The organism is Devosia sp. GW821-FHT12F11 (assembly GCF_058806655.1).
In genome coordinates this window covers 358,100-370,846 of record NZ_JBXAPX010000005.1, presented here as the reverse complement: position 1 = coordinate 370,846, position 12,747 = coordinate 358,100, and the positions used below count along the sequence as shown (strand labels likewise).

The 12,747-nt window shown below is 65.7% G+C and carries 13 protein-coding genes; 3 read left to right on the top strand and 10 right to left on the bottom strand.

Annotated elements, in window-relative coordinates; genetic code table 11:
* Window positions 1–63: 63 nt before the first annotated feature.
* The 4 genes from AC1ROK_RS17245 to AC1ROK_RS17230 form a co-directional block, all read right to left on the bottom strand.
* Window positions 64–1,596, bottom strand: coding sequence for a DEAD/DEAH box helicase (locus AC1ROK_RS17245; RefSeq protein WP_492849102.1), 1,533 nt, complete (start codon window positions 1,594–1,596; stop codon window positions 64–66).
* A 489-nt stretch (window positions 1,597–2,085) separates the two neighbouring features.
* Window positions 2,086–2,880, bottom strand: a complete 795-nt coding sequence (locus AC1ROK_RS17240) for a molybdopterin-dependent oxidoreductase (RefSeq protein WP_492849100.1) — start codon at window positions 2,878–2,880, stop codon at window positions 2,086–2,088.
* Complete coding sequence (locus AC1ROK_RS17235) at window positions 2,877–3,755, bottom strand: cytochrome b/b6 domain-containing protein (RefSeq protein ID WP_492849098.1); 879 nt, start codon at window positions 3,753–3,755, stop codon at window positions 2,877–2,879. Before AC1ROK_RS17235 ends, AC1ROK_RS17240 begins: the two co-directional genes overlap by 4 nt.
* A gap of 86 nt (window positions 3,756–3,841) precedes the next feature.
* Window positions 3,842–4,162 (bottom strand): hypothetical protein, encoded by a 321-nt coding sequence (locus AC1ROK_RS17230; protein ID WP_492849096.1) that lies wholly within the window; start codon window positions 4,160–4,162, stop codon window positions 3,842–3,844.
* 152 nt (window positions 4,163–4,314) lie between these two features.
* On the opposite strand from AC1ROK_RS17230, the gene AC1ROK_RS17225 reads away from it, so the two are divergent.
* Window positions 4,315–4,872, top strand: coding sequence for a sigma-70 family RNA polymerase sigma factor (locus AC1ROK_RS17225; protein WP_492849094.1), 558 nt, complete (start codon window positions 4,315–4,317; stop codon window positions 4,870–4,872).
* The gene (locus tag AC1ROK_RS17220; RefSeq protein ID WP_492849092.1) at window positions 4,865–5,503 is read left to right on the top strand and encodes an NrsF family protein; all 639 of its coding nucleotides are present in this window, start codon (window positions 4,865–4,867) and stop codon (window positions 5,501–5,503) included. The genes AC1ROK_RS17225 and AC1ROK_RS17220 overlap by 8 nt, the downstream gene beginning before the upstream one ends.
* Window positions 5,504–5,685: 182 nt before the next feature.
* On the opposite strand, the gene AC1ROK_RS17215 is transcribed toward AC1ROK_RS17220, so the two are convergent.
* Complete coding sequence (locus AC1ROK_RS17215) at window positions 5,686–6,339, bottom strand: ThuA domain-containing protein (protein ID WP_492849090.1); 654 nt, start codon at window positions 6,337–6,339, stop codon at window positions 5,686–5,688.
* A gap of 286 nt (window positions 6,340–6,625) precedes the next feature.
* Between AC1ROK_RS17215 and AC1ROK_RS17210 the strand changes: the two genes are divergently transcribed.
* The gene (locus AC1ROK_RS17210; protein WP_492849088.1) at window positions 6,626–8,407 is read left to right on the top strand and encodes a bifunctional metallophosphatase/5'-nucleotidase; all 1,782 of its coding nucleotides are present in this window, start codon (window positions 6,626–6,628) and stop codon (window positions 8,405–8,407) included.
* 304 nt (window positions 8,408–8,711) lie between these two features.
* On the opposite strand, the gene AC1ROK_RS17205 is transcribed toward AC1ROK_RS17210, so the two are convergent.
* The 5 genes from AC1ROK_RS17205 to AC1ROK_RS17185 all read right to left on the bottom strand — a co-directional run bounded on the left by AC1ROK_RS17205 (window position 8,712) and on the right by AC1ROK_RS17185 (window position 12,727).
* Window positions 8,712–9,227 (bottom strand): GNAT family N-acetyltransferase, encoded by a 516-nt coding sequence (locus AC1ROK_RS17205; RefSeq protein ID WP_492849086.1) that lies wholly within the window; start codon window positions 9,225–9,227, stop codon window positions 8,712–8,714.
* Window positions 9,228–9,231: 4 nt separating this feature from the next.
* Entirely contained in the window at window positions 9,232–9,483 is a 252-nt protein-coding gene (locus AC1ROK_RS17200; protein ID WP_492849084.1) for a GlsB/YeaQ/YmgE family stress response membrane protein, read from the bottom strand.
* A 255-nt stretch (window positions 9,484–9,738) separates the two neighbouring features.
* Window positions 9,739–10,785: a Gfo/Idh/MocA family protein gene (locus AC1ROK_RS17195; protein ID WP_492849082.1), complete on the bottom strand. Its 1,047-nt coding sequence runs from the start codon at window positions 10,783–10,785 to the stop codon at window positions 9,739–9,741.
* 51 nt (window positions 10,786–10,836) lie between these two features.
* Window positions 10,837–11,883, bottom strand: coding sequence for a Gfo/Idh/MocA family protein (locus AC1ROK_RS17190; RefSeq protein ID WP_492849079.1), 1,047 nt, complete (start codon window positions 11,881–11,883; stop codon window positions 10,837–10,839).
* 73 nt (window positions 11,884–11,956) lie between these two features.
* Window positions 11,957–12,727, bottom strand: a complete 771-nt coding sequence (locus AC1ROK_RS17185; protein ID WP_492849077.1) for a ThuA domain-containing protein — start codon at window positions 12,725–12,727, stop codon at window positions 11,957–11,959.
* Between the last annotated feature and the right edge of the window lie 20 nt (window positions 12,728–12,747).

Sequence of the window (12,747 nt, the reverse complement as noted above, 5' to 3'; positions counted from 1 at the left end):
TCACACCGGCCTCTCGCCCATCTCCCCCCATGCGGGGGAGATGCGAGGTGGCGCGATCTAGCCTTATCCCGCCGCGCGCTCGGACTCCGTGCGGCGCTGCCGGCCGGCGTCCTTCTGCTTCTTGTTCCAGCGCTGCTTGGGCGCGGGCGTACCCTGCCCGGTCGGCTTTTCCCACCAGCCGGGAGTGGTCGGCGCTGCGCCGCCGTTCTGCGAGATGTTGCTGCCTTTGGCCGCACCGCCGCGCACCTGCTGCGCGTTGCCGCGCTGCTGCTGGCCGTTATTGGCAGGAGCCGCCTGGCCCTCGCCATGGCCGCGCTTGCGGCCGTCAACGATTGCCGCCTTCTTGGCGCCTGAGAAATGCCGGCCGGCATTGGCGTGCTTGCGCTGGCCATCCGGACGCGGGGCCTGTGGCCGCGGCGGCTGGCGCTGGGCGCGAACCTGCGCCGCGTCGATCACTTCGCCGCCATTACCCTTGAGCTCGCCGGTCACCGGCAGGGTCTTGCGGATCAGCCGCTCGACATCGCGCAGCTTGCCGCGCTCGGTCCCGTCGCACAGCGTGATCGCAAAGCCCGAGGCGCCGTTGCGCGCCGTGCGGCCGATGCGGTGCACGTAGTTCTCCGGATCGTCCGGCAGCTCGAAGTTGATCACATGCGTGATGTTCTGCACGTCGATGCCGCGCGCCGCGATATCGGTGGCGACGAGGATGCGGACCGAGCCGTTGGCAAAGCCCTTGAGCGCTGCCTGGCGGGCATTGTTCGATTTGTTGCCGTGGATCGCCGCGGCCTCATGGCCGTCGATCGCGAGGTTCTTGGCCACGCGGTCGGCGCCATGCTTGGTGCGCGAGAAGATGATGACGCGGCTGAGGCTCTCGTCCTCGAGCAGCTTGTTGAGCACGCCGCGCTTTTCCTTGGAGCCGGCGAGGATCACCCGCTGGTCGATGGTGCCGACGGTCTGCGCCGCCGGGTTGGCTTCGACGCGCACCGGATCGTTCAGGAGGCCTTTGGCGAGCTCGGCAATCTCGGGCGCCATGGTGGCCGAGAACATCGCGGTCTGGCGACGCGGGCCGATGGCCCGGGCGATCTCCTTGACCGCGTTGATGAAGCCCATGTCGAGCATGCGGTCGGCCTCGTCGAGCACCAGCCATCGCGTCTCGGTGAGCTTGAGCTTGCGGTCGTCGACCAGGTCCTTGAGGCGGCCCGGGGTGGCGATCACCACGTCGACGCCGCGGGCGATCTTCTGGATCTGCCCGCCGCGCGAGGCGCCGCCGAGCACCAGCACGGTCGAGAGCTTCGCGCCCGCCAGCTTGTGCAACACTTCGTCGATCTGCACCGCCAGTTCGCGGGTCGGCGCGAGGATCAGTGCTCTAGTTGTCATCGGGTTGGCACGACCGCCGAGCTCGGCGAGGCCGGCCAGGATCGGCAGGCCGAACGCCGCGGTCTTGCCCGAACCGGTCTGGGCGATGCCCATGATGTCACGGCGCTCGAGCTGCGGCGGAATGGCTTTCGCCTGGATCGGGGTCGGAGTGGTAAACCCGGCTGCCGTGAGCGCGCTGACGAGCTGCGCTGAAAGGCCGAGTTCGGAAAATGAAGTGGTCAATGGTCAAACTTTCATTGGCGCGCTCCGGGCCAATCGGTGCGCGTGGGTCGCCGAAAACCCATCTCGGGCTCGGCGTGGTCAATAGATGCAATGGCGACGGGATTGCCGCACGGTTGCGCTGTCTCCCGGTGTTCCCGCTACTCTTGCGGGGGGACATTCCGGGGCACTTCGCCGCTCACCGTTTTTGGCCAGTAAGAAGAGAAGTCCATCGCCGTCATCGCGCGTGTTTCCCGAAAAACAGGACAGGTGCGCGGGGCGAATGCTGGCCATATGGGCGATATGTGCCGGATTAGCAAGGGATTTCGTGGAACTGCGCCGCAGGGGAGCTATGCGGAGAGGCTGACTGAGAGAGACGGGCCCCTCCCATCCTCCCCCATGAAGGGGAGGTGAAGGGTCGAGGCTGTGGCTCGATGGTGCCAACAACTGGATGCTGCACCTCCCCCATCATGGGGGAGGATGGGAGGGGCCCGTCTCTCTCAGTCGGCCCACTCAAATCCCCCCATACCAATCGTAGCCGTGATCTTCCCAGTACCCGCCCTGCCCCAGGCCGAACTTGGCGAAGCTGTCGACCAGCTCGATGGTGTGGACATATTTGGGCTGCTTGTAGCCGAGCGCCCGCTCGATCCGGATGCGGACCGGCGCTCCGTTGGCGACCGGCAGCGCGCCGCCGTTGAGGCCGAACGCCGCGATGGTCTGCGGGTGGAAGGCGTCGATCAGGTCGGAGCTGGTGTAGTAGGCCTCGGGCGCCGAGAGCCCGCCGCCCATCTGGTCGTAGCAATGGTAGACGACGAACTTCGCCGTCGGTTTCACCTTGGCCTCGTCGAGCAGCCGGCTCAACGGCACGCCGGTCCATTTGGCGATGCAGCTCCAGCCCTCGACGCAGTCGTGCCGGGTGATCTGGGTGCGCGCCGGCATGTTCTGCAACTCGGCGAGCGAATATTCCTTCGGCGTTTCCACCAGCCCGATGATCCTGAGCTTGTAGGCAGCAAAGCCACTGGCCTCGAGATCGCGGTAGAGCTCGATATTGCGCGGATCGGTCGAGCCGTTCGGGCGCTGCCCCTGGCGGATCTCGCTCTCGGAGAATTCTTTGCTGAGCGCCTGCTCGCCGACCAGCGCCCGCTGCGCGCTATAGGTCAGCTGGTTGGCCCGCTCGAGGAAATTCCGCACCGGGTCGTTGCGCGCCCCGAGAAAATCGAACTGATCGCAGCCGGCCAGCACAAGCGAACCGGCGGAAGCCACGCCAAGCCCGAGCAGCCTGCGGCGGGTTAAGATCAGCCGGCTCATTTCGACTTCTCCCTCTTGGGCGCATCCGGCTCAGTGCCGGGGCTGGTGCGGTAGTACCCCGTGATCATCGAGCGCAGCTCGTTGATCGGCCCCGCCAGCACCACCATGGCGATATGGACCACGAAGAACAGCACCAGCAACACCATGGTGATGAAGTGGATGGTGCGCGCCGTCTGCCGCCCGCCGAACACTTCGACCAGCCACGGCCAGCCGGCGTTCATCGTCGGCGACATCGACAGCCCGGTGAGAATGATCAGCGGGAACAGGATGAAGAACACTCCGAAATAGGCGAGTTTCTGCAGCGGCGAATAGGTTCGGCGGTGATGGAAGCGGAACCGGATATGTTCCCAGATATCCCTTGGCAGCTCGCTCAAGTCGCGCGGCTTGAGGATCACGTCGCGCCACAGGTGGCCGTTGAAGAGGCTCGAGATCAGCCAGATGGCCAGCGCGCCGACCAGTATCCAGGCAAAGAAGAAATGCACCACCCGGCCCGTCGCGAGGTCGCGGAACGAGGGGATGGTGGCCCAGCCGGGGAAGCCGACGAAGTTCGGGTTGCCGCGCAGTTCGCTCATCCCCAGGATACCAGTGGTATCGAACTTCTGCCCGAACACCGTGGTGAAGCCGCGCGGCCCCGCATCGGTGTTCTCGGCGCCGATCCTCAGGATCTCATTGTTGAACTCGAAGCCCGACTGGGCGCCGACATAGAGCGCCGGATGGGCGTTCCAGATCTGCAGGCCGCTGAGCAGGAGGAAGAACATGGCGATCGCCCACACCCAGTGGGTGACGCGGGTCAGGATCGCCTGTCGATAGATCAGCGGCCCCTGCGGCTTCGCCTCTCGTTCGACCTCAACTCTGTCGATTGCCTGATCGGTCATTGTTCCCCCGATGGTTCCGGCGTCGCTCCCCGCCTGCCCCGTAGGAACGGCAGATCGGGGAGCGATTGCAGCCTATCACGGATAGTTTATTGCGCCGGAGCCATGGCGCCGTCGGCCATCGGCGCTGCGGACATGGCGTCGCCGCCCATCGCGGCCATCGGCGCCGTGTGGCAGGCCTTGCTCGCCTCGTCCTTCTTCATCGCGTCAGCCTCCATGCCGGCCTTGTCGAGGCAGGCTTTCAGCATGTCCTCCGGACTCATCATCGCATCGCCCGCCATCGGCTCGGCGGCCATAGCATCGCCAGCCATCGGCGTCGCCATCGCATCCTCGGCGGCGACATGGCCCGCAAAGCCGAGCGCGGCCAAAAGGGCGAGAGTGGGGGCAAGGGTGGAAAGAACGGCTTTCATCTAAGTCTCCCGTTGGCCGCTGATGCGGCGGTTACGGGAAGGAGTTCGCGGCCGACAGACACGCGGTTACCACCGTCACGCGTTCGTGACAGCGCGACAGAGTTCGCGGCGAGGTGTAACCTTTCCTGCACCTCTGCCGAATTCAGGATTCAATGAGCGTCACCTCGGACATGGAAGCGCGGCTTCGCGCGCTGATGCTGAAGGCGCTCGACGGCGATGCGGGCGCCTATCGCATGCTGCTCGAGGAACTGCGTCGCACCCTGCGGCCATACTTCGCCCGCCGCCTAACCCCCGGGCTCGCTGCCAACAGCGACGACCTCGTGCAGGACACCCTGATGGCCATCCACACGCGACGGTTGACCTATGACCGCAACCAGCCGCTGACCGCCTGGGTGCACGCCATCGCGCGCTACAAGCTGATCGACCATTTCCGTCGCAGCAAGGTCCGCGCCACGGTGCCGCTGGAGGACGACGCCGCTCTGTTCGCCCGCGACGATACCGGCGATGCCAGCGCCCGCATGGATGTCGATACGGTGCTGTCGAGCCTTCCCGCCCGCCGGGCCGACCTGATCCGCCAGGTGCGGCTCGAGGGCGCCTCGATCGCCGAAGCCGCGGCGCGCAGCGGCATGTCGGAATCGGCGGTGAAAGTCTCGATCCACCGCGGGCTCAAATCGCTCGCCGACCGCTTCGGGAGGCGCTCCGATGAGTGACGACTTGCTCGACCGGCTGACCACCGAGCTGCAACCGACCCCGCGGCGGGCGCTGCAGGCCCGCCTGTTCGGCTGGGCCGGCCTCGGCATCGTGCTGTCGGCAATCATCATGCTCGCCTGGCTCGGCCCCAGGCCGGACATGATGGAAGCGCCCGGCACCATGATGTTCTGGGCCAAGTTCGCCTACACGGCGGGCTTCGCCATTATCGGCGGCATCGCGGCGCTCAACCTGGCGCGTCCGGGCGGCACACTGCACCGGCAGGTGATCGGCCTCGCCATCCTGGTGCTGCTGGTCGGCGCCGGCGGCCTGTTGCAACTGGTGCTCATGGGACCCGACCAGATGGGCCGCCTGGTGATGGGCAGCACAGCCTTGCGCTGCCCATTCTACATCGTCGCCCTCTCGGCCCCGATCTATGCCGCAACCGTCTTCGCCATGCGCAGCGCCGCGCCCACCAACCCGACCCTCGCCGGCTTCGCCGCCGGGCTGTTCGCGGGCGGCGCCGGCGTCTGGGTCTACGCGTTTCACTGCACCGAAAGCGGCATGCCCTTCATCGCCATCTGGTACACCGCAGGTGTGCTCGCCACGGCGCTGCTTGGGGCAGTGATCGGCCGGTTCGCGCTGCGGTGGTAGACGCTACCGTTCACCGGCCTCTCCTTAATCCTCCCCCGCGTGGCGGGGGAGGGGGACCAGCGAAGCTGGTGGAGGGGGCGGCCAAACCCACAGTCTACTCTTGCCTCCCCCTCCACCACCCTTCGGGCGGTCCCCCTCCCCCGCCACGCGGGGGAGGATAACGGAGAGGCCGGCGCGCGCCCCTAAGCCTCGTCGCGCGCTGCCCAGTTGATGCCGCGACGAAGTATCGTCGCCATGTGCGGGTTCTCGAACTCCTTGGCCTGGTGGCCGAGGGTCGAGTGGAACACCTTGCCGGCGCCATAGAGCCGCTTCCACACCACCGGCATCACCACGCCCTTGGTCCATGGAGCGTGCTGGCCCGAAAACGTCGTGGTCGCCAGCACTTCGACCGAGGGGTCCATGTGCATGTAATACTGCTCGGAGGTGTAGGGGAATGAGGCGGGGATCCCCTGCATGATCGGGTCTTCGGGCTTGGTCACATCCACCGTGTAGTCGATGATGTTGCCCGGGTGGGCCACCCACTGCCCACCGACCACGAACTGGTAGTCGACCGCGTCGCGGAACGCATCGCTCATCCCGCCATGGTGGCCGGCGAGGCCAACGCCGCCTTCGATGGCTTTGACCAGATTCGCCAGCGGATCCTTGTCGATCTTGCTCATGGTGTAGATTGGAATGATCAGGCTGAGTTCGTGGATCGCCGGATCGGCGAACACCTGGAGGTCGGTTTCGACCCGCACCGAATAGCCGTCTTCATGCAGCCAGCGCCGGTAGATTGCCGCGCATTCCTCGGGGTCGTGCCCGTTCCACCCACCCCAGACGATCAAGGCACTCCGCATAGTCGACTCCTAAAAGCGTGGTCAGGAAAAGCTGCTGACTCTTCCGGTCCGATCACGCGACAACCGCCGATCGAAAGCGCGCGGAGAGTAACCGAACCGGCCGTCCATGGAAGCCCAAAAGCGTCGCTCCACGCCCTTCCGCTGCCGTCCGTTCTATAGTTAACTTGCACTTCCACTGGGGTTGCGGATGACGGCCAGCGGCATGCCTGATGCTTGTTACACCGGCGTTGCAATGCAGTGCGAGAAGAGTCCGGACCAACCGGATTCCACGCAAAGGAACAGGGATATGAAGAAGCTGTTGTTCGGCGCCGCGGCGCTGGCGCTATCGGCCGGATTGACCGGCGCGGCGCAGGCCGAGTTCTCGCTCAAAATCCTCCACATCAATGATTTCCACTCGCGCTTCGAATCCATCACCGGCACCGACTCGACCTGTAACGCCGAAGGCGAAACCAAGGGCGAGTGCTTCGGCGGCATTGCGCGCCTGAAGACCGCCATCGACGCCGAGCGCGCCAAGGCCACGGCGGCAGGCGAGAACAGCGTGCTGTTCTCGGCGGGTGACGAGTTCCAGGGGTCTCTGTTCTACACCCAGTACAAGTCCGAGATCGTCGCCGACTTCATGAACGACATGGGCTTCGACGTGGTCGCCACCGGCAACCACGAGTTCGACGATGGCCCGGCCGAGTTCGCCAAGTTCATCGCCTCGGCCAAGTTCCCGATCATCGGCGGCAACTTCGACACCACCAAGGATGCAGACCTCAAGGGCCTGCCCAAGGGCGTGATCGTCCTCAACATCGGCGGCGAGAAGGTCGGCGTCATCGGCGCCACCACCGAGGATACCCCCGATATCGCCTCGCCCGGCCCGAACGTGGCGTTCGAGAGCGTCACCGAATATGTGAAGGGCGCCGTCGGCGCGCTGGAAGCGGCGGGGATCAACAAGATCATCGTCGTCAGCCATATCGGCTACAGTGTCGACCAGGACCTGGCCAAGGCCGTCTCCGGCATCGACCTGATCGTCGGCGGCCACACCCACACCTTCCTCGGCACCGGCAAGGGCGAAGCCGGCCCCTACCCCACTCTGGTCAAGAACCCCGATGGCGTCGACGTGCCGATCGTCCAGGCCGGCCAGTACGGCAAGGTGCTCGGCGACATCAAGGTTACCTGGGACGATGCCGGCAAGGTGATCTCCGCGGTGGGCGCGCCGATCCTGCTCGACGCTTCGGTAACCCCCGACCAGGGCTTCCTCGATCGCGTCGCCGAACTCGGCAAGCCGCTCGAAGCGCTGAAGGCCGAAGTGATCGGCAATGCCACCGAGGCGATCCAGGGCGACCGCAACGTCTGCCGCGTCATGGAATGCTCGATGGGCAACCTCGTCGCCGACGCACAGCTCGACCGCGTCGCCGACCAAGGCGTCACCATCTCGATCGCCAACTCCGGTGGCCTGCGTGCGTCGATCGATGCCGGCGAGATCACCATGGGCGAAGTGCTGACGGTGCTGCCGTTCTCCAACACCCTCGCCACCTTCCAGCTCACCGGCGCCGACCTCGTCGCCTCGCTGGAAAACGGCGTGAGCCAGATCGAAGAGATCGCCGGGCGCTTCCCGCAGGTTGCCGGCCTCAAATACACTTTCGACAAGTCCAAGCCCGTGGGCTCGCGCATCTCCGATGTGCTGGTCAAGGACGGCGACAACTGGGTGCCGATCGACCCGGCCAAGACCTACGGCCTCGTCACCAACAACTACGTCCGCGGCGGCGGCGACGGCTATGAGCTGTTCGGCACCAAGGCGGTGAATGCCTACGACTTCGGCCCGCCGCTCGAGAAGGTGGTCGCCGACTACATCGCCAAGCTCGGCGGCGACTACACCCCGTACACCGACGGCCGCATCACCGACGCCTCGCCCGCTCCGGCTCCGGAACCCGCGCCGGCCGAGGCCCCGGCTGCGACCGAGGCTCCTGCGGCGGCACCTCCTGCCGAAGCACCGGCGGCGGCGCCTGCCGAGACTCCCGCCATGGAGGCTCCGGCGATGGAGGCTCCCGCCATGGCCCCTGCTACGGAAGCACCGAAGCAGTAAGCACAAGACCGCGCAGTCGGCGCTCCCTCTCCCGCTCGCGGGGGAGGGGGCCAGCCGAAAGGCTGGTGGGAGGGCGGTGCCACAAACACCGGCGGACACCCTCCCCTTGACGGGGAGGGATGGGGTGGGGTGTGCCACACGCTGGATGATGGCTGGGGCGAAGCCGCGCGCACAGTACCCTCCGCCCCCCCCTCCGAGTTGCGCTAGGTCGCTCACGCTCCCAGGCTTCGCTTGGCTCCCCAAGGGGGAGGTGGGCATCGAGTCTGGGGCTCGATCCGGTGGCCTCGCAGGCGCGGAGCAATGCTCAGCGCTGAAACAGCACCACCTTGTCGTCGCCATAGATGGTGCGCGCGAATTCCTTGAAGCCCAGGCGGCCGGCGACGCGCATCGAGGCGAGGTTGTCGACATTGATCAGGCAGGTCATCCGCCGCCCGGGAAACGTCTTCTCCGCCCAGCCGATCGCCGCCTGCATCGCTTCGGTGGCATAGCCCCAGCCCTGCGCCGAAGGCATCAGTGCCCAGCCGGCTTCGAGCGTCCCCTCGAGCGGCGGCTCGATGATGCGGCGCGCTTCGTGAAAGCCCGCCTCGCCGACCAGCTGGCCGGATTCCTTCTCGAAGGTCGCGAAGAACCCGAAGCCCAGATGCTGCCAGCCCCCTGCCCGGGTCAGGAAGCGCTGCCAGCTCTGCTCGCGGGTGAACACCCGGCCGCCGATGAAATGCACCACGTCGGGGTCGGCCCACATGGCGGCGAAGGCGTCGAAATCCTGGGGCGTGTAGGCGCGGAGGATCAGCCGCTCGGTTTCGATGGTTGGAATGTCCATGGCGTCAGCGCGGGTTGGCCAGTTGCCGCCAGATCAGCAGCACGATGACTGAGCCGACAATGGCGCCGAGGAAGTTTGCCGGCTCGCCAGTGTGCAGCCAGCCGATCTGCTGGCCAAGCCAGGTCGCGACGAACGCGCCGACGATGCCGAGCACGGCCGTCAGGATGAAACCACGCGGCTTTGGATCGCCCGGCGTGATCAGCTTGGCCAGAAAGCCAACGACCAGACCGATGAGAATGACGCCGACAACTTCCATGTAACCCTCCCTGCCCGCCGCATAAATGGACCCGCGGCCAATGGGTTGCAATGGGGTGGAGCCGCGCCATTCGCTGAACACCCGATGCGGGCGGAACGACAGTCCGGTGGTTGTAGCCCCCACCGCTGTCCCCTCCCCGCAAGGGGGAGGGAGACCAAAACACCGGCTTCAGTGCAGGCGTCTCCCTCCCCCTTGCGGGGAGGGATCAAGGGTGGGGGTCAGCGCGCACAGATGCTTCGGACACCCCTGCCCCCCTCAATGCGTCGGCAGTTCCTTGCGCTGCTGCTCGGACACCGTCGCGAGATCCAGCACCTTCTGCAGCTCGGCGGCGTGGCGGAAGCTCGGCTCCTGCATCTTGCCGGTCTTCACGGCCTCGGCGAAGCGCTGGTAGTTGGTCGGCACCGGCGGCACTTCCATTTCTTCCCAGGTGCCGCTCTCGACATTGTCGCCCAGGCAGACGCGCAGGCGCGAGCCGTCGTGGCGGTGCTGCACTTCGACGCCGCCCTTTTCGCCATAGACGCGCAGGCGCAGCTCGTTCATGTGGCCGGTGGCCCAGCGGCTGGCATGGATCACGCCGAGCGCGCCATTGTCGAAATCCACCGCCATGGTGAAGCTGTCATTGGCATCGAGTTCGTACTCGCCAATCTTGTTGCCCTCGGCCTTGTCGAAGGTTTTGAGCCGCGCGAACACATGCTCGATCTCGAGGCCCGAGCCATACGAGGCGAAATCGAGGATGTGGACGCCGATATCGCCGAGCACGCCGTTCGAACCGTGCTTCTTCGACAGCCGCCACAGCCACTGGCTCTCGGTGCGCCAGTCGCCCCAGGCCTTCGACACCAGCCAGCTCTGCAGGTAGCTCGATTCCACATGCTTGACCGCGCCGATGGCGCCCGACAGCACGATCTCGCGCGCCTTCTGCAACTGCGCCACATTCCGGTAGGTCAGGTTGACCATGTTGATCAGGCCGGACTTTTCGGCCACGTCGACCATCTCGAACGCCTTGGTGGCGTCGGTCGCCAGCGGCTTCTCGCAGAACACGTGCTTGCCGGCCTTCAGCGCCGCGATCGAGGTGGCGTGGTGGATCGAATCCGGCGTGACGTTGGCCACCGCGTCGAACTCGCCCCAGGCGATCGCCGCGTCGAGCGAGGCAAAGCCGTTCGGGATGTTGTGGGTGGTGTTGAACTTCTCGAGCCGGTTCGGATCGACATCGACGCCGGCAACGACGCTGACTCCGTCAATGGCGGCAAAGTGCTTGGCGTGCTGGGCGGCCATGCCGCCGGTGCCGAGGATGAGCATGCGCATAGTGTATTCCTTCGAGATGGGGCGGTTTCGCCCGTATGCGTTACGGTCGGGTCAAACCCGATGTTCTTTCCGGTCGAGATCGGCGACGAGCGCCAGATCGAGGATCTTCTGCAGCTCGGCGGCGTGGCGGAAATCCGGGTCGGCCTGTACCCCCGTCCGCACCGCTTCGACGAAGCGCTGGTAATTGGTCTTCACCGGTTCAGCCTTCACCTCGCGCCAGGTCGAAGTAGCGACGTCTTCACCGGCACAGACCCTGAGCAGCGAGCCCCAGTGGCCGTGGCTCAGCTCAAGGCCGCCCTTGTTGCCGTAGACGCGCAGCCGCTGGTCGTTCGAGTGCCCCGAGGCCCAGCGCGACGAGTGGATGGTGCCGATGGCGCCATTGGCGAACTCGGCCGAGATGATGAAGCTGTCATTGGCATCGAGCACATATTCGCCGATCCGGTCGCCCGGCACCTTCTGGAAGGTCTGGAGCCGGCTGTTCATCGCCACGATCGGCTGGCCGATGGCAAAGGTGGTGAAATCGAGAATGTGGATGCCGATATCGCCGACCGTGCCGTTCGAGCCGTGGCCCTTCGACAACCGCCACAGCCAGGTGCCGGCGAGATTGGCCGCATCGTTGAAATCGCGCAGCGCCAGCCAGTGCTGCAGGTAGCTCGCCTCGATATGCTTGACCTCGCCGATGGCGCCCGAGGCGATGATTTCGCGCGCCTTATGGAGTTCGGCGACGTTGCGATAGGTGAGGTTCACCATATTGATGAGGCCGGACTTTTCGGCCGCCTCGACCATTTCCATCGCCAGCCCATAGTTCGGCGCCAGCGGTTTTTCGCAGAATACGTGCTTGCCGGCGGCCAGCACTTTCAGCGTCGTCGGGTGGTGGATCGAATCCGGCGTGATGTTGTCGACCGCGTCGAAATCGCCCCAGGCCAGCGCATCGTCGAGCGACGAGAACCGGTTGGCGATGCCGTAGGTGTCGCAGAACGTCGCCAGGTTCTCCGGGATGGTATCGACGGCGCCGACCATCTGAACACCTTCGATGGTCTGGAAAGCCTTGGCGTGGCTGTTGGCCATCCGGCCGGTACCGAGAATAAGAAGGCGCATCGCTCTGTCGGGGTTGGAGGTCGAGACGGGATCAGGGCCGCCCGGAGGCGGCCCTGCAGAGATCAGCGGCGCGTCACTTGGGGTGATGCGTCAGCTTGGCGCCGCGCTCGACGATGTGCTCGATGGCCTTGTCCACCGGGGTGTTCGGCGCCTTCAACAGGTGCGCGTGGTTATCCGGGTTGTAGGCCCAATTCACCGCGTTGCGCAGCACCTTGCCGACATTGGCGTCGTGATAGGTCGGATAGGTTTCGTGGCCCGGACGGAAGTAGAAGATGTTGCCGGCGCCGCGACGATAGGTGAGGCCCGAGCGGAACACTTCGCCGCCCTGGAACCACGAGACGAACACCGTCTCGAGCGGCTCCGGCACCGAGAAGGGCTCGCCGTACATCTCTTCGTTCTCGAGCTCGAAATAGGGGCCGAGGCCCTTGGCGATCGGGTGACCCGGGTTCACCACCCAGATGCGCTCGCGCTCGCCGGCTTCGCGCCAGTGCAGGTTCGCCGGCGTGCCCATCAGGCGCTTGAACACCTTCGAATGGTGGCCGGAATGGAGCACGATCAGCCCCATGCCTTCCCAGACGCGCTGCACAACGCGCTCAACGATCTCGTCCTTCACTTCGCCATGGGCGGCATGGCCCCACCAGACGAGGACGTCGGTATTGGCGAGCTTTTCGACCGTCATGCCGTGCTCGGCATCCTGCAGGGTCACGGTGGTCGCAACGAGGTTCTTGTCCTCGCCGATCAGCGCGGCGATCTGGCCGTGCATGCCCTTGGGGTAGTTCTCGGCCACGGCCTTGTTCTTCTGCTCGTGGACATTCTCACCCCAGACGGTGACGCGGATCGGCATGGCGGGTCTCCTTGGTAATC

Excerpts from the sequence above, each read along its gene's own strand:
- AC1ROK_RS17240 (WP_492849100.1), bottom strand. The coding sequence starts at position 2,880 with ATGAGCCGGCTGATCTTAACCCGCCGCAGGCTGCTCGGGCTTGGCGTG.
- AC1ROK_RS17235 (WP_492849098.1), bottom strand. The coding sequence starts at position 3,755 with ATGACCGATCAGGCAATCGACAGAGTTGAGGTCGAACGAGAGGCGAAG.
- AC1ROK_RS17230 (WP_492849096.1), bottom strand. The coding sequence starts at position 4,162 with ATGAAAGCCGTTCTTTCCACCCTTGCCCCCACTCTCGCCCTTTTGGCC.
- AC1ROK_RS17225 (WP_492849094.1), top strand. The coding sequence starts at position 4,315 with ATGAGCGTCACCTCGGACATGGAAGCGCGGCTTCGCGCGCTGATGCTG.
- AC1ROK_RS17220 (WP_492849092.1), top strand. The coding sequence starts at position 4,865 with ATGAGTGACGACTTGCTCGACCGGCTGACCACCGAGCTGCAACCGACC.
- AC1ROK_RS17215 (WP_492849090.1), bottom strand. The coding sequence starts at position 6,339 with ATGCGGAGTGCCTTGATCGTCTGGGGTGGGTGGAACGGGCACGACCCC.
- AC1ROK_RS17210 (WP_492849088.1), top strand. The coding sequence starts at position 6,626 with ATGAAGAAGCTGTTGTTCGGCGCCGCGGCGCTGGCGCTATCGGCCGGA.
- AC1ROK_RS17205 (WP_492849086.1), bottom strand. The coding sequence starts at position 9,227 with ATGGACATTCCAACCATCGAAACCGAGCGGCTGATCCTCCGCGCCTAC.
- AC1ROK_RS17200 (WP_492849084.1), bottom strand. The coding sequence starts at position 9,483 with ATGGAAGTTGTCGGCGTCATTCTCATCGGTCTGGTCGTTGGCTTTCTG.
- AC1ROK_RS17195 (WP_492849082.1), bottom strand. The coding sequence starts at position 10,785 with ATGCGCATGCTCATCCTCGGCACCGGCGGCATGGCCGCCCAGCACGCC.
- AC1ROK_RS17190 (WP_492849079.1), bottom strand. The coding sequence starts at position 11,883 with ATGCGCCTTCTTATTCTCGGTACCGGCCGGATGGCCAACAGCCACGCC.
- AC1ROK_RS17185 (WP_492849077.1), bottom strand. The coding sequence starts at position 12,727 with ATGCCGATCCGCGTCACCGTCTGGGGTGAGAATGTCCACGAGCAGAAG.